We start from the raw sequence: 16,025 nt of genomic DNA on the forward strand, positions 1-16,025 counted from the left end.
CGCCCGGCGGCGCCGGGCGGGGGCCCCCCGGGCGGGGGCGGGGGGGGGGGGGGCGCGGGCGGGCCGCGGGGGGGCCGGGGGGGGGGGGCGCCGGGGCGGGGCGGGTGGGGGGTGGTGGTGGGGGGTGGCAGGGGGGGGGCGGCGGGGTTGGCGGAGACCCGGCCGGGCTGTGGGTGCCGGGGGGGCGCCCCGGGGGGGGGGGCCCCCCCCGCTCCGTGCGGTACGTCAGCTCGCGGCCCCGGCGGGGTGCGCCGCCGCCTCCGGTGCCGTCTGCGGGGCCCGCCCCGGGCGGATTCCGATGAGCGCCACGGCGATCACCGCGGCGACCAGCATCCCGATGCCGCCGACGAGGGCGCAGGTGTGCAGGGCGTCGGTGAAGCTCGCGCCGTAGGCGCCCAGGGCCTGTCCGGTGCTCTCGGGGGTCTTCAGGTGCAGGAAGGCACCGGCCTGGATACCGACGTTGGACACCATGCCGTTCACCTGCCCCTGGTCGGCGGGGCTCAGTCCGGACGACGCGAGGTGTCCGGGCAGGGTGGCCAGGGTGCGGTGGGTGAGGATGACACCGAAGACGGCGGGGCCGAGGGCGCTGCCGATCTGCCGGAGCGCGCTGTTGGCCGCGGCGGCGGTGCCCCCGAGCCGGTGCGGCAGGGCGTCCATGGCGATGGTGGTGATGGGCGCCATGGCGAGCGCGATGCCGATCCCGAACACGCCGATGACCAGGGCGGCCTCTCCGGTGCCCGTGTCGGCCTGGAAGACGTTCATGACGAGGGCTCCGATGCCGCCGATCACGAGACCGGTGACCAGCAGCAGACCGGGAGTGACCCGGTGCATCAGCCGCCCGACCAGCGGGCTGAGCACCACCGTGAAGCCGTTGATGGCGATCAGGCGGATGCCGATGTCCAGTGTCGAGGCGTGGTGGACGAGCCCGAAGTACTCGCTCAGCGCGAAGACGAGGCCGACCTGGGCGAACAGGGTGACGGCCATGACGAGCGCCGCTCCCGAGAACGCCGACGACTTGAACAGGCGCATGTCCAGCATCGGGCAGGCGGAGCGGAGTTCCACGAGGACGAAGCCGGCGGCGCCGAGGGCGGCGGCCACGAAGGCGATCACGACCTGGGCGGACGACCAGCCGGCGCTGCCGCCCTCGATGACGCCGTAGACCAGTCCGGTGATGGCGACGATGGCCAGGAGCTGACCGGGGACGTCCAGATGGCGTTCGCGCTCGGCGCGGGAGTCGGTCAGCAGGACGGCGCCGGTCACTGCCGTGAGCACGGCGAGGACGAGCGCGGGCAGGAAGATCCACCGCCAGCTCGTGTGCTCCACGATCACACCGTTGACCACCGGACCGAGGGTCAGTCCGAGGCCGAGGGCGGCCGTCCACAGGGCTATCGCCCGGGCACGCTTGCGGGGGTCGGGGCAGACATGGCCGATCAGGGCAAGGGTGGACGGCAGCAGTGCGGCCGTACCGATGCCGGTGAGCGCCTGGCCGACACAGACCTGCACGACGCTGCCGCCGGTCAGGCAGACCAGGCAGCCGAGGGCGAACAGCGTCAGTCCGGCCAGGTAGGTCTTTTTGCGGCCGTACAGATCACCCACCATGCCGAAGGTCAGCAGCAGTGCCGCGGTCGGCAGGATGAAGGCGTCGGTGATCCACTGCAGGCCCTCGGTGGAGGCGTCGAGTGCCTGCTGCAGGACCGGGAGCGCGACGGAGACACCGACGACCGGCAGGTAGGAGACGAACACGCCCAGGCAGGCCAGCACGATGGTGGCCGTGGTGTGCCGATTGCCGGTGTCGGGCGGCGCGGACGGGGACGAGGCAGGAGAAGGCATGGCCACAGGGCACCTCGGAGCAGTGGAGTGACAGGGCGACGTACGGGGGGCGGCGCTGGATGACCTGTCGACTCCCGATCGACGGGTTCACCGCGGCTCTACCGCCGGGCCGACAGCGGGAGCCGCGTCATGGCGGTCCCGGCTCCCGTCCGCGCGGCGCCTGCGCGGCGGGGTCGTCCGGAATCTCCATTGACGTCGGCCACTTCTGTCGGGGCCAGCGCTTCGGACCGTATACCGACGTGTGGCCTGCGGAGATGCCCTTGGACCTGCAACCTAAGGTGAACGTCGCTGACGCCTGCCCCTTCTCGGGCCATGCGCGAGACGCGGGCATGCCGTGTGCTGCCGGTGGCATGCCCGCGTCTCAGGGGACTGCTGGGTGGTTCAGGAAGGGAGCGTCCAGTTCTGGTTGGCGGCTCCCGAGCAGGACCAGATCTGGAGCCGGGTGCCGTTGGCCGAGCTCGGGCCGGTGGCGTCGAGGCACTTGCCCGACTGCGGGTTGACCAGGGAGCCGTTGGTGCCGGCCTGCCAGACCTGTGATGCCGTGCCGTTGCAGTCGTACAGCTGCACCTTGGTGCCGTCGGCGGTGCCGGCCCCGGTGACGTCCATGCACTTGCCGAGCGCGGTGAGCGTGCCGGAGCTGCCGACCGTCCAGTTCTGCGCGGTGGTGCCGTTGCAGTCGTAGAGCTGTACGGCGGTGCCGTTGGTGCTGCTCGCGCCCGCCACGTCCACGCACTTGCCGCCGTATCCGTGGATCGGTCCGGTGGCGCTCGTGGGCGGGGTGACCGGGCCGGACTGGCCGGACGCCCACTTGATCTCCTGCAGCAGGAGCTGGTTCTGCTGGGCGCTCGCGAACGTCGACGACAGCGTGGTGTTGGTCGAGTAGTCCATCGCGTTGTGGCCGAAGTTGTTGTAGACCATCTTGTAGTTGCGGTTGGACCAGACGATCGGGTAGTAGCCGCTGTACCAGGTCTGGTTGGGGTCCGTGCCGATCGGGAAGGTGGACGGGGCCATCGAGGCGAGGATGTCGATGGCCGGGTTCTGCCGCAGGTCGTTCTGCCAGCTGTACCACTCGCTGACCGAGGACGTGATGGTGGACGGCAGGTTCGCGGTCGCCGGGTGGGAGGGGTCGTCGATCTGCAGGGTCTCCTGCGTCGGTCCCCAGGTGTTGCTCTTGAAGGTGCCGGTGCCGAGGAACGTGTTGTGGTACCAGGGCCAGTCGCTGGTGTTGTCGTTGTACGCGGAGACGTGGAAGCCGATGAAGCCGCCGCCGGCCGCCATGTAGTTCTGGAAGGCGGTCTGTTGCGAGGCGGTGTGGGGGTAGTTGTCGAGGAACATGACGACCTGGTAGTTGGCCAGGGTCGAGGCGTTGAGCCGGCTCCAGTCCGTGGTCGCGGTGTACGTGAAGCCGTTCTGCGCGCCGGCCTGCGGGAACCAGGTGTTGGCCTCGTGGTCGAAGCTGATGTGTGCGGCGTCGTACGTACCGTCGTAGAAGGCGATCACGTTGACGGTGGTGGCGGCGTGGGCGTTGTGGGCGGGGCCGGCCTGGATGCCGAGTACGACCGCGACCAGGGCGAACAGTCTTAACAGGGTGCGGGGCCAGGCGAGGTGCGGGTGGGGGGTGAGCATGCGGGGGGCCTTCCTCATACGTGACCGTCGGATACATATGCGGGTGAGCCGCATTGAAGGCCCCGGCGCGCGTACATGTCAATGGTGCAGACCAAGTGCGCACCGGCGGCGACACCACCGCCCTGCCGCCCTGGTCCAGGGTCAGCGGACCTGGGGCCGCCTCACCGTCCGGGCGTCCGGGCCCGGAAGGGGATCGAGCAGGCGATGGGGCTCGCGCAGCCCGAGTTCGACGGGATCCGAGTACGCGCCCTCGCCCGGGGTCTCCAGGGAGATCACCATGACGTCCTGCGGCTCCGGGACCAGGTCGCATGCGGCGCAGCGTGCGGTGGGGTCGAGCGGCTCGCCGCAGTGTGCATGCGTGAACGTCCGGCGGGGCTCGCGGTCACCGGCCGCATGCGCCTCGCCCCAGGCACGCAGGGCGTACAGCGGCGGCCACAGCGTCTTCCCCTTGTCCGTCACCTCGTACAGCCGGCGCCCGCCGTGCTCCGGGTCGGGCCGGCGTTCGAGCAGGCCTGCGCCGACCAGGGCGGCCAGCCGGGCGCTCAGCACGGACCGGGGCGCGCCGAGGTGCGCGGAGAAGTCGTTGAAGCGGCGGACGCCGTAGAAGGCGTCGCGCATCACCAGCAGTGTCCAGCGCTCACCGACCACCTCGAGTGCGCGCGCCAGCGGGCAGTCCTGATTCGTGTAGGTGCTCGGCAACACTCCGCCATGGAACCACAGCGGGCACCTCGGGTCCATTGACCGGATCCAGTGGGGTGCTCGGGATCAGGGCGGCCGCGGACTACGGACCGCACGGGATGCCGTGGGGACAGCCCGTGCCGGACCGTGGTTCCGACGGTGTTCTCCCCTGCCGGAACGCCCGCCCGCACCCTGGCCCGGGGGCCGCGGCGCAGGCCGAGGCCGCCGGAGGAGGCGACTGGAGAGGGTGGCGACATGCAGGACCTGCTCGCTCGGGCGGTTCAGGCCCACGGCGGGGCCGGGCACTGGCGCAGGCTCTCCGGTTTCCGCGCCCGGTCACATGTGCGAGGGGCCATCTGGGCGGTCAAGGGCAAGCAGCACGCGTTCGAGGAGTTCGTCGTCGCCGGGGACACGCGTACCCAGCGCCTGACCATGGCTCCGTATCCCGGGCGTGGGCTCTGCAGCACATGGGAACCACACCGCCAGACCGTCCGGCGGGACGACGGTGCCGTGCTGGCCGCGCAGCCCCGCCCCCGGGCCCGGTTCGACTCCCACACCCGGCAGACACCGTGGGACGACTTCCACGCCGGGTACTTCGCGGCGGAAGTGCTGTGGAACTACCTCACCGTCCCGTTCCACCTGCTTCGCGACGGCATCCGGACCGAGGAAGCGGCACCCTGGTACGAGGAGGGCGGCGTCTGGCGGGCCCTGCGGGTGACCTATCCGGAGACGTTCGCCGCTCCGTCGAGGCAGCAGACCCTGTACTTCGACGAGTGCGGTCTCCTGCGGCGTACGGACTTCGGTTTCGAGCTGCTCGGCCCGGGCCCGGCGGTGCACTACGCCACCGCGCACCGGTGTTTCGACGGAGTCGTCGTCCCTACACGGCACCGGGCCTACGTCCGCAACCCGGACGGGAGCCGGGCCCGCGAGTCCATCTCGCTCGCGGTCGACATCGACGACGTGTGCTTCGTCTGACCGGCGGGGAGGCGGAAACGACCGCCGGTCACCGCGCACCACGGTGGAGGAGACATGACTGAGCTGGGCATCACGGCCACGGACAGCATCATCGGTGTACTCGGCGCGGGCGAGGTGGGCCAGGCGATCGCCGGCCAGGCCGTCCGGCACGGTCATGAGGTGGTCATCGGCAACAGCCGGGGCCCGGCGTCGCTCCAGGCCCTCGTGAGCGGGCTGGGGCCGGCGGCCCGCGCGGGGACGGCCGAGGAGGCCACGCGACCGGGGCTGGTGTTTCTCGCGGTGCCGTTCTTCGCCGTTCCGGAGCTGACCGGCCTCACCGCCTGGGCCGGGAAGATCGTCGTCGACACGACCAACCAGTTCGCCGCGGCCAACCCCTGGCGGGGCCGGTACGACGTCGGTGACCTGACGGGCAGCGAGTGGGTCGCCCGGCATCTTCCCGGCGCCCGGGTCGTGAAGGCGCTCAACACCCTGTTCGCCGCGTTCATCGCCGCGGACCCCCGGCACGCCGAGGGCCGTCAGGTCGCCTTCTACGCGGGTGACGATGCCGGTGCGAAGGCAGCCGTGGCCGATGTGCTGGGCTCGTTCGGGTTCGCCGCCCTGGACCTCGGCGGTCTGCGGGACGGCGGGCGGCTGATGCAGCTGGACGGCCCGCTCAGCGCGAGGCACCTGCTGCTGCAGGACGTCGGCTGACACCTCGTTCGAGGTGATCGTTCCAGGTCATAGACTGGACGACGTAACCATGGCCAGTTCGGATATGTCATCCGGCATGGCCGGCATCCGCGCCGGCCCCGCGGACCACGTGGCGCACGGGATGCTTCGGGCCCGGCCCGGGTGCCAGCCTGAGCACCGGAGCCGAGAGCGGGAGGAATGCACATGAGGATCGCGATCCTGGACGACTATCAGGGCGTGGCACTGAGCCTGGCGGACTGGGACTCGCTCGGCGCCGACGTGCACGTCTTCAAGGATGCCTTCGACAGCGAAGGCGAGGTCGTGGCCGCGCTCGCCGACCACGAGGTGGTCGTGGCCATGCGCGAGCGCACTCCTTTCCCGTCCTCGACCCTGGACAAGCTGCCGCGCCTGAAGCTGCTGGTCACGACAGGGCCGGTCAACGCGGCGATCGACGTGGACGCCGCACGCCGGCTGGGGATCACGGTCTGCGGTACCGGGTATTTCTCGTACCCGACGGCCGAACTCACCTGGGGGCTCATCCTTTCCGCGGCGCGTCTGATCCCGCAGCAGGTGGCCTCGGTGCGCCGGGGCGGCTGGCAGGAGGGCCTGGGCACGAGCCTGCGGGGCGCCACGCTGGGGGTGCTGGGCCTCGGCCGGCTGGGGACCGCGGTGACGGAAGTGGGGCGCGCCTTCGGCATGCGGTGCATCGCCTGGAGCCAGCACCTGACGCCTGCGGATGCGGAGGCGAAGGGGGTGACCTACGTTGCACGGGACGAGCTGTTCGAACGCTCCGACGTGCTGAGCATCCACGTCGTGCTCAGCCGGCGCACCCGGGGCCTGGTCGGCGCCCGCGAGCTGGGCCTCATGAAGCCGACGGCCGTCCTGGTGAACACCTCACGCGGGCCTGTCGTGGAGGAGGCGGCGCTGATCAGGGCATTGACCGAGGGGAGTATCGCCTCGGCGGCGCTGGACGTCTTCGACCGCGAGCCCCTCCCGTCCGACCACCCGCTGCGCTCCCTGCCGAACGCCGTGGTGACCCCTCACATCGGCTATGTCAGCCGGGATCTGTACGAGGTGTTCTACCGGGACGCGGTCGAGGACATCGCGGCGTGGAAGGCCGGAACGCCGGTCCGGACCATTTCGTGATCGCCGCATTTCGACACAAGTAAAATGTTTACGCATATTTCCTAGAGGGAGCGGGAGGTCTCCGATGATCATCGACGCGGCAGAACTGGACGCCACCCATGCCTACAAGCTGCTGATCGGCAGCATCATTCCGCGCGCCGTCGCCTGGGTGAGCACGGTGTCGCGCGAGGGCATCGCCAACCTCGCGCCCGTCTCCTTCTTCACGGTCGTCGGCCGCAAGCCGCCCATGGTCTCGCTCACGCTGCAGCCGCTCGCGGACGGGACGACCTTGAAGGACACCTACCTCAACATCCGTGACACCGGGCAGTTCGTCACCAACATGGCGACCCTGCCGCAGGCCGACGCCCTGCACGCGTCCGCGTTCGAGTACGAGCCGGGAGTCGACGAGTTCGAGACGCTCGGTCTGGCGAAGGAACCGTCCGTCGTGGTGAGCGCGCCCCGGGTCAAGGAGGCGCCGATCTCCTTCGAGTGCGTCGTCGACCGGATCATCCCGGTCGGCGACGACGGGGTCGACCACGTGGTGTGGGGCAGGGTCGTACGGTTCCACGTCCGGGACGACCTGTATCTGGAGCGCGGACGTATCGACACCGCAGCGCTGCCCGCCGTCGGGCGGCTCGCCGGCGAGTACACCCTGGTCGACAACGTCTTCACCGCGCCTGTCGACCAGGAGGTGCTGGAGGCACGGCGCGGGCGCCGGATGGAGCGGCTGGACGCGAAGCCGAGCGGCTGGTCCCCGATCGACACTGCGGAGTGGTCCCCGTCGGGTTCTACGACCGCGCCGGGCAGGTGAGTTCGCTCAGCCGTCGTACGGCATCACCCTGACGACCTTGCCCTTCGTGTCCGTCAGGAGGTACCCGCTCTGGCTGTATTCGTTGCTGAGGTAGACGGACATCCCGGCGGGGTCGCCGAAGACGTTGCCCGGCAGGTCGATGACCAGGTAACGGGTGTTCGCGTCGGGGACCTTGAGCTGCTTGTGGGCCTGGGCCAGCAGCGAGGGGACCTTGTCCCAGTCGAAGCCGTCGAGGCGGACGGGCCTCTCGTCGCCGGACAGGGTGCCCTTGATGATGTCCTTCTGCACGCCCTGGCCGGCGCGGTAGGTGTACATCTCGTACGCGGTGTCGCTGCCCTTCACCATCACCCAGGCGATGACGTAGTCGGGGTACACCGTGAACTTCCCGAAGCGGTCCCGGCCGGTCTGCTTCTCGAAGGCCGCGGCGGCGGTGCGGATGCCCTGCGGGGTCAGCAGGTCGGTGCCGGCGGCCGTCCGCGCGGTGCTGGGTGAGGCGGTGCTCCCGGCCGAGGGCGATGTCGTCGCCGGCGCGGTACCGGAGTCCGTGGACCCTGAGGTGTGGCTGTCCGTGCCCGGCAGCAGCGGCCACGCGAGCACGCCGGCGACGACCACCGCGGCCGCGGGCAGGAGGAGCAGGGTCCGGCGGCGGCGCGGGGCGGGACCGGGGGACGTGGGCGCCGTGTCCTGCGGTACGGCGCCCCGGGGCGGCGCGTCCTGCGGCGAGGTGTCCCGCTGCGGGGCGTCCTGTGATGGTGCGTCCCGTGGTGGGGCGGACGGGGGTTGCAGGGGGAAGGACGTCGGGGAGTCGGTCTGCCGGGCGGCCCGGGCCAGCATGCGCTCCAGTTCGGCGGCGTCGGGGCGGGCCGCCGGGTCGCGGACGAGGACGCGGGTGAGGACGTCCGTCAGGACCCCGGCCCGGACCGGCGGCGGGACGTCCTCGGCGAGCACCGCAGCGAGCGTGGCGAGGGTCGTGCCCCGGCGCAGCGGATGGTGGCCCTCGACGGCGACGTACAGCATCATCGCGAGGGACCACAGGTCGGCGGCCGGCCCGCCGTCCTTCCCGGAGACGCGCTCCGGTGCCATGTAGTCGGGGGTGCCGATGACCGACCCGGTGGCGGTGAGAGCGGTGGCCTCACGGACGGCGGCGATTCCGAAGTCGGTGAGCACGGGCCGGCCGTCGGGGCGCAGCAGGACGTTGGCCGGTTTCACGTCGCGGTGTTCGATGCCCGCCGCGTGGGCGGCGCGGAGCGCGGCCAGCACCTCGCGGCCGATGCGGGCGGCCTCGACCGGGTTCATCGGGCCGGCGGCGAGGCGGTCGGCCAGCGAGCCGCCGGTCACGAGTTCCATGACGATCCACGGGTAGGTCCCCGGGCCGCCGTCGACGATGTGATGGATCGTCACCACGTTCGGGTGATCGACCATGGCCAGAGCGCGGGCCTCCCGCAGCACCCGTTCCCGCAGCAGCCGCGCGGCCTCCGGGTCCCACTCGGCGAGCCCGGGGTCGGACGGCCTGACCTCCTTCACGGCCACGCTGCGCCGCAGCACCAGGTCGGTGGCCCGCCACACCATGCCCATGCCGCCGCCACCGAGCCGTGCCACCAGCTCGAACCGTCCGTCGACGACCCGTCTCGCGGGGTCGTCCCTGCCCTCGTCGTTCATGCGCGGGAGCTTAGTTGGCCCCGCCGACAGCCTCTCACCTCGCTCAGTAACTGGACCCCAGTGCCTGCGTCGTGTAGGCGCACTCCGTGTAGATGTAGCCGTAGCGCAGTTTGGCGGTGTCGGAGCCCGGGGTGGCGGTGCTGTCGTTCTTCGGCTTGTGCACGAAGTACGTGGTGCCGGGCGGCAGGCTGATCGTGCGCTGCGGGTAGTTCTTGCCGCTGTCGCTGCACGGCTCCCAGCCGCTGATCAGCGAGCTGGCGAACGAGTACGCCTTGCAACTGCCGCACGCCTTCAGGGTGAAGCTGCCGGTGACCGGGCCCGTGTACAGGACGGTGATCTCGTCGGGGCTGTCGTTCTTGACGGTCACCGGGATGCCGCCGCCGGATGCGGTGGTGGGCAGCTTCTTGCCGGCGGCCGGGAGGGTCTGGGCGACCTCGGCGCCGATGGCTATCTTCCGGGCCCGGGCGAGGTTCTTGTGGTGCGGGTTGTCGGTGGCGAACTGCTGCATGGTCTCCTGCGCCTGCTCGAAGTCACCGTCCTTGTACTGCTTGACGCCGCACTCGTACTCCCCCGAGTCACCGCTGCGGTCGGCCCGGCCGGCGACCGCGGTCAGGCCGTCGGCCTGTGCGGCCGTCCCGTTCGACAGCTGGATGATCTGGGTGTTCAGCGTGTGCAACCGCGTGACGGCGGTGCAGGGGTCCTTGCCGGAGACGGCCTTGGCGGCCTTCTTCTCGGCCGCGTCCACGGCGGGTACGACCTTGGCGGCCTGGCCGGAGTCGGGGAAGGTGCTCAGCAGGTCGCCGAACTGGGTGACCCAGCCGGTCCCGCCTTGGGCGAGGCCGTCCGCACCGCACTCGTACAGCGAGGTGGCCAGCCGGTCGTCGGGCCAGTGGGCGAGCGTGCCGAGCTGGTCCTTCGGTATGGAGTCGGGCACCGTCCGCAGGAACTGGAGCGGTTCGACGGCAGAGCAGTAGTCGCGGTGGCTGTAGGCCGCCGCGACCGTCGTGTAGTAGGTCTTCAGGCGGTCGGGGACCTGGGCGGCGGCGCGGGAGCCGGAGTGGTTGACGGCGAGGTCGCGGTAGACGGCCAGGGCGTCCCGGTAGCCGGACTTGGCGGTGGTGAAGTCCTGCCGGCCGGCCGCGCTGACCTGTTCGTCGGCGCGGTCGAGACGGTCGAGGAGGGCGCGTTCGACGGCTTCGTTCTGCGCGCTGTCGTACCAGAGCGCACCGCCGACAGGGACCGCGAGCAGGACGATGCCCAGCACGAGCGCGACGGGGCGCTGTCCAGGCCACACCAGGCGGGTGCGCAGGCCGGCGAACCACCCGTGGACGGCGGCCAGCAGGAGGAACACGGCGTAGAGGACGAGGGCGGCGCCGGGCACGCCGTCGGCGTCCGCGGGCAGGGCCACGAACAGCAGGACGACGGTGGCCGCCAGACACGCGGCCGTCGGGATCCATCTTCGCAGGAGCAGGTAGCCGAGACCGAGACCGCTCAGGTTGAGCAGGGCCACGGCGGTGGCGCGCAGGGCGTCCGGCGGTGCGGGCGGCGGACCCGACGGCATGGGCGGCACGAAGGAACCCGGATCCGGGAAACCCGGGCCTGCGAAACCCTGGTTCGGAAAGCCCTGGCTCGGAAAGCCTTGATCAGGGAAGCCCTGGTTCGGAAGGCCATGGCTCGGCGGTCCCTGGTTGGGCGGTTCCTGGTGCGGACCGTACGCGTCCCCGGACATGGCGGCTCCCCCGATTGCTGCCGAATCCTTATGAATTGACAGCGTACGGCCAAACGTGCGAATTCGACAGGGTACAACGACGGTCCGTACCGACCCGCTCACTCCCCGGGGATCTCCTGCTCAGCCCAGATGATCTTGCCCTCTCCGGTGTAGCGGGCGCCCCAGCGATGGGCGAGCTGGGCGACCAGGAAGAGGCCGCGGCCGCCCTCGTCGGTGCTGCGGGCGTGCCGCAATCGGGGCGCGGTGCTGCTGGCGTCGGCGACCTCGCAGGTCAGCCGGGAGTCGCGCAACAGCCTTAGCCGGATGGGCGGTTCTGCGTAGCGGATGGCGTTGGTGACCAGTTCGCTGACGATGAGTTCGGTGGTCGTCGCCAGCTCGTCGTAGCCCCATGCGGTCACCTGGCGTACCGCCTCGGCCCGGACGTCGGCGACGGCGGCCGGGTCGACGGGCACGTCCCAGGAGACGACGTGGCCGGCGCCCAGGGCGTGGGTGCGGGCCAGCAGCAGGGCGATGTCGTCGGGCTGGGGAACGGGGAGCAACTGGTGCACCGCCGACGTGCACAGCGTGTCGAGGTCGGCACCGGGGCTGGCCAGCGCGCCCCGGAGGCGGGCCATGCCCAGCTCGACGTCCTGGTCGGCGCCTTCGATGAGGCCGTCGGTGTAGAGACCGAACAGACTGCCCTCGGCGAGTTCGATCTCGGTGGCCTCGAAGGCCATGCCACCGAGCCCGAGCGGCGGTCCGGCGGGGATCTCGGGAAAGTGGACGTGCCCGTCGGGCGAGACGACGACCGGCGGCGGGTGTCCGGCCCGGGCCATCGCGCACCGACGGGTCACCGGGTCGTAGACGGCGTACAGGCAGGTCGCCCCGACGAACGTGTCCGTGCTGCCCTCCACCACCGCGCCCGTGTTCTCCTCCTCGCCCAGCCGCAGCACGAGGTCGTCGAGGTGGGCGAGGAGCTCGTCGGGAGGCATCTCCATGTCGGCGAGGGTCTGCACGGCGGTGCGCAGCCGGCCCATGCTCGCCGCCGCGGTGAGTCCGTGGCCGACCACGTCGCCGACGACCAGACCGACCCGGGCACCGGACAGCGGGATCACGTCGAACCAGTCGCCGCCGACGCCGTCCGCCGCGTCCGCAGGCAGGTAGTAGGAGGCCACGTCCAGGGCCGTGCCGCCGGTCAGGACCTGCGGCAGCAGGCTGCGCTGGAGGGTGAGGGCCGCCGTGTGCTCCCTGGTGTAGCGGCGGGCGTTGTCGACGCAGAGCGCGGCGCGGGCGACCAGTTCCTGGGCGAGCAGGACGTCGTCGGGTCCGAAGGAGAGCGGGTTGAGCGAGCGGGCGAACGTGGTGAGACCCAGGACGGTGTTGCGCGCCCGCATCGGCACCGAGATGAGGGTGTGCAGTCCGAACTCCCGGATGCGGGCCGTCCGCGCGGGCTGGTGGGTGACCCACAGGTGGTCCTCGGCGTCGAGTTCGGGGATGAGGACAGGGTCGCCGCTGACGAGCAGGTCGACGCCGTGCGGCGGGGGCAGGAAGTCGACCTGGTCGCCGATCCGCGCCACGGCCTCGGGGCTGCCCTCGCGGACGGTCCGCAGCGCGGCGCGCCGCATCACCGGCCGGCCGGTCGCCGGGCCCGCGTCGGTCGGCCGGGGGCCGTGTCCCCCGGCGCTCTCGGCGCTGAGGACGGGCTCCAGGAGGTCGACGATGACGAAGTCGGCGAAGCGGGGAACGGCGAAGTCAGCCAGTTCCTGGGCGGTGCGCAGCACGTCGAGGGTGGTGCCGATGCGGGTGCCGGCCTCGTTGACCAGTGACAGCAGCTGTCGGGCGTTCCAGCGTTCGGTGACGTCCGAGACCATGTAGCAGACGCCGGTGACGGAGTCGTCGGGGTCGACGAGGGGGAAGAACGACGTCGAGTAGGCACGCTGGCGGTGCGGGTCGGACCAGCTCCAGCCGAGGTACTCGTAGTCGGTGACCGGTTCCCGGGTCGCCAGCACCTTGCGCATCAGGCCCTCGATGGTGCTCGCCTGCAGCCCGGGCAGCAGTTCGCTCAGCCGGCGGCCCAGGCGCTGCTCGCGCGGGACGCCGCCGAACTGCTCAAGGGTGTCGTTCAGCCAGACGTACCGCAGGTCCGGGTCCATCACGGCCATGCCGATAGGTGAGCGGGTGAGGAACCCGTCGAGGACGGACTGGCCCACCGTCCACTGCGGGCGCTGCTCCCGCGCCGAGAGCAGGAAGCACTCCTCGCCGGCGATCCGGAAGGACGCGGAGACCCGCAGGTCGACGACGACACTGCGGCCGTCGTGGTGCCGTACCGGGACGAGCCCGCTCCATCCCATGCCGGAACGGCAGCGTGCGGCGACCCCGGCGGCACGGGCCGGGTCGACGCGCATGGCGAGCAGCCGCGCCGCCGGGCGGCCCAGCACCGCGGCGACCGGATGGCCGAGCAGGGTCTCGGCGCCACGCGTCCAGCCGATCACGTCTCCCTCGGCCGACAGCACCGCCGCAGCGTCACTGGAGGCGTCCAGAAAGTCGCGCGGCCCCACGGTGGTCGGCACGTCGAAGTCTTCTCGGTCTTCTCGCGGAGAATCCATTGGCTACATCCTGTACGTACACCAATGTTCCTGCTTGTCCACCCGTTGCGCATGGCCCGCGCGGTGCCGGGACGGGCGGGTGGGCGCGCCGGGTGAGGTCGTGTGCGGTCCGGGGTACCGGGTCTGGATTTGGGGCGAGCCGCGGGCGGGGGCAGCATGGAAGGGCCGTGGCAGCGGCATCGGTCCGGCGGCCGGTGGAGGTGGTTGAGGGATGGCAATGGACTCCCTGCGGTCCGGTGACGCCGACGGTCCCGGCAGGCCGCGTGCGACCAGTCTGCTGGACGTGCTGAGCGTGGCCGCGGTGGCACTGGACTCGCAGGGCCGGATCGTGTTCTGGACCCCCCAGGCAGAGGAGCTCTTCGGCTACACGTCCGAGGAGGCCCTCTGCAAGAACGCGGCGCGACTGCTCGTTCACCCGGAGCATCTGAAGGCCGCGGTGAACGTCTTCACGGAGGTGCTGGAGACCGGGCACAGCTGGGCCGGTGCCTTCCCGGTCCGGCACAAGGACGGCAGCAGCCGGCTGATGGAGTTCCGCACCATGCGGCTGCTGGACGATCTCGGCGACGTCTACGCCCTGGGCATCGTCGCCGACCACAACCTGCTGCAGCGGGTGGAGACCGACCTGGCGCTGTGCGAGCGGCTGATCAACCAGTCCCCCATCGGCCTGGCCCTGCTCGACCCGGATCTGCGTTATCTCCTGGTGAACCCGGCGCTGGAGCGGATCGACGGTGTTCCCGCCGAGGAGCACATCGGGCGGCACCTGCGGGAGACGCTGCCGCTGCCGGACATCGACACCGTGGAGTCGGCGCTGCGCCAGGTGCTCACCACGGGCACGCCGCTGCTCGACCAGTACCACGTCGGCCGTCCGCCGACCGACCCGGAGCACGAGCACGCCTGGTCGCTGTCGTTCTACCGGCTGGAGGATCCCGGCGGCCGGGTCCTGGGCGCCGCGACCTCGGTCGTCGACGTGACGGAACGGCACCGCGCGGCCGCCGAGGCCGACCGGGCCCGGCGCCGCCTCGCCCTGATCGCCGACGCCTCGGCGCGGGTGGGCACCTCGCTGGAGGTGGAGCGCACGGCGCACGAGCTGGCCGAGATCGCCACCCCGGTGCTCGCGGACGTGGTCGCGGTGGACGTGCTGGACGCGGCGCTTGCCCTGCGCCGCTCGCGCCGTCCGGACAACGGCCCGGAGCTGTTCCGCGCCCTCGCCCTCAAGGCGGACCATCCCACGGTCGCCCTGCGGGCCGCCGACCCGCCCGGCGACCTCGCCGCCTATGAGGGCGACCGGCTGGTCACGCTGTGCGTGCACACCGCCCGCCCGGTGCTGGTCCCGCGGGTCGGCAAGCACGACCTCCCGCGCATCGCCCGCAGCCCGGAGGCCGGCGCCCTGCTGGAGCAGGCGGGCGTCCACTCGTATCTCGTGGTACCGCTGATCGCGCACGGCGAGGTGCTGGGCGCCCTCGACCTCAAACGGACCCGCAATCCGCTCCCCTTCGACGAGGACGACGTCGTCCTCGCCACCGAGCTGGCCGGCCGGGCGGCCGTGGCCATCGACAACGCCCGGTGGTTCCAGAGCGTCCGCAACACCGCCCTCACCCTCCAGCGCAGCCTCCTGCCCGACCATCCGCCCGTGCACACCGGTCTGGAACTGGCCTCCCGCTACGAGCCGGCCCAGGCGACCAGCGAGGTGGGCGGCGACTGGTACGACGTGATCCCGCTGTCGCAGGACAGGACCGCCCTGGTCGTCGGCGACGTGATGGGCAACGGCATCGACGCGGCCGCCACCATGGGCCGGCTGCGCACCGCCACCTGCGCCTACGCGGACCTGGAGCTGCCCCCGGCCGCGGTGCTGCGGCACCTGGACCGGATCACCTGCGATCTGGAGCACTACATCGTCACCTGCCTGTACGCCGTGTACGACCCGCACACCAGAAGCTGCGAGATGGCCAACGCGGGCCACATGCCGCCCGCGCTGGTGCACTCCGGCCGGCCGCCGGCCCTGCTGGAGCTGCCCCCGGCCGCCCCGCTCGGCGTCGGCGGCATTCCCTTCGAGACCACGACCGTCGCCCTCGACGCGGGTGACCTGCTGGTGCTGTACACGGACGGCCTGGTCGAGACCCGCCGCCACCCCATCGACGACCGCCTCGACGTCCTCCTCGGCTTCCTCGACGAGCCCCACCGCCCCCTGGAGGAGACCTGCGACCTGCTCCTGTACGGCCTACGCCACCCGGACGACCACGACGACGTGGCACTACTGGTGGCCCGGGCACTCTGAAGCGTCCCGAATTCAGCGCCCCAAAGGGGCGCGGGGAACTGCGCGACCAGCCCCCGCGGCGCC

General features: G+C 71.6%; 11 protein-coding genes. 5 read left to right on the plus strand and 6 right to left on the minus strand.

Annotated features, from left to right (window positions below):
* Nucleotides 1–225 precede the first annotated feature (225 nt).
* The 3 genes from ACFWPS_RS48815 to ACFWPS_RS48825 form a co-directional block, all read right to left on the minus strand.
* Nucleotides 226–1,830, minus strand: a complete 1,605-nt coding sequence (locus ACFWPS_RS48815) for an MFS transporter (RefSeq protein ID WP_383719468.1) — start codon at nucleotides 1,828–1,830, stop codon at nucleotides 226–228.
* A 381-nt stretch (nucleotides 1,831–2,211) separates the two neighbouring features.
* On the minus strand, nucleotides 2,212–3,456 hold the full coding sequence (locus tag ACFWPS_RS48820) for a ThuA domain-containing protein (protein WP_383719471.1): 1,245 nt from the start codon (nucleotides 3,454–3,456) through the stop codon (nucleotides 2,212–2,214).
* A 141-nt stretch (nucleotides 3,457–3,597) separates the two neighbouring features.
* Nucleotides 3,598–4,158 carry a winged helix-turn-helix transcriptional regulator gene (locus tag ACFWPS_RS48825; protein WP_383719474.1) on the minus strand — a complete coding sequence of 187 codons (561 nt, stop codon included), beginning with the start codon at nucleotides 4,156–4,158 and terminating at the stop codon, nucleotides 3,598–3,600.
* Nucleotides 4,159–4,389: 231 nt separating this feature from the next.
* On the opposite strand from ACFWPS_RS48825, the gene ACFWPS_RS48830 reads away from it, so the two are divergent.
* From ACFWPS_RS48830 to ACFWPS_RS48845, 4 genes are all read left to right on the plus strand, one after another.
* A complete protein-coding gene (locus tag ACFWPS_RS48830) occupies nucleotides 4,390–5,109 on the plus strand; it encodes a hypothetical protein (RefSeq protein WP_383719477.1) in 720 nt (239 codons plus the stop codon).
* A 54-nt stretch (nucleotides 5,110–5,163) separates the two neighbouring features.
* On the plus strand, nucleotides 5,164–5,799 hold the full coding sequence (locus ACFWPS_RS48835; RefSeq protein ID WP_383719480.1) for an NADPH-dependent F420 reductase: 636 nt from the start codon (nucleotides 5,164–5,166) through the stop codon (nucleotides 5,797–5,799).
* 183 nt (nucleotides 5,800–5,982) lie between these two features.
* Nucleotides 5,983–6,924: a D-2-hydroxyacid dehydrogenase family protein gene (locus ACFWPS_RS48840; protein WP_383719483.1), complete on the plus strand. Its 942-nt coding sequence runs from the start codon at nucleotides 5,983–5,985 to the stop codon at nucleotides 6,922–6,924.
* 64 nt (nucleotides 6,925–6,988) lie between these two features.
* Nucleotides 6,989–7,714, plus strand: coding sequence for a flavin reductase family protein (locus tag ACFWPS_RS48845; RefSeq protein WP_383719486.1), 726 nt, complete (start codon nucleotides 6,989–6,991; stop codon nucleotides 7,712–7,714).
* A 6-nt stretch (nucleotides 7,715–7,720) separates the two neighbouring features.
* On the opposite strand, the gene ACFWPS_RS48850 is transcribed toward ACFWPS_RS48845, so the two are convergent.
* The 3 genes from ACFWPS_RS48850 to ACFWPS_RS48860 all read right to left on the minus strand — a co-directional run bounded on the left by ACFWPS_RS48850 (nucleotide 7,721) and on the right by ACFWPS_RS48860 (nucleotide 13,687).
* Complete coding sequence (locus ACFWPS_RS48850; RefSeq protein WP_383719489.1) at nucleotides 7,721–9,373, minus strand: protein kinase; 1,653 nt, start codon at nucleotides 9,371–9,373, stop codon at nucleotides 7,721–7,723.
* A 43-nt stretch (nucleotides 9,374–9,416) separates the two neighbouring features.
* The gene (locus ACFWPS_RS48855; protein WP_383719492.1) at nucleotides 9,417–10,934 is read right to left on the minus strand and encodes a hypothetical protein; all 1,518 of its coding nucleotides are present in this window, start codon (nucleotides 10,932–10,934) and stop codon (nucleotides 9,417–9,419) included.
* A 266-nt stretch (nucleotides 10,935–11,200) separates the two neighbouring features.
* The gene (locus ACFWPS_RS48860; RefSeq protein ID WP_383719495.1) at nucleotides 11,201–13,687 is read right to left on the minus strand and encodes a SpoIIE family protein phosphatase; all 2,487 of its coding nucleotides are present in this window, start codon (nucleotides 13,685–13,687) and stop codon (nucleotides 11,201–11,203) included.
* A gap of 211 nt (nucleotides 13,688–13,898) precedes the next feature.
* On the opposite strand from ACFWPS_RS48860, the gene ACFWPS_RS48865 reads away from it, so the two are divergent.
* On the plus strand, nucleotides 13,899–15,962 hold the full coding sequence (locus ACFWPS_RS48865; RefSeq protein WP_383719497.1) for a SpoIIE family protein phosphatase: 2,064 nt from the start codon (nucleotides 13,899–13,901) through the stop codon (nucleotides 15,960–15,962).
* Nucleotides 15,963–16,025: the final 63 nt, after the last annotated feature.

This window comes from Streptomyces sp. NPDC058457, from assembly GCF_042720695.1.
Taxonomy (GTDB): Bacteria; Actinomycetota; Actinomycetes; order Streptomycetales; family Streptomycetaceae; genus Streptomyces.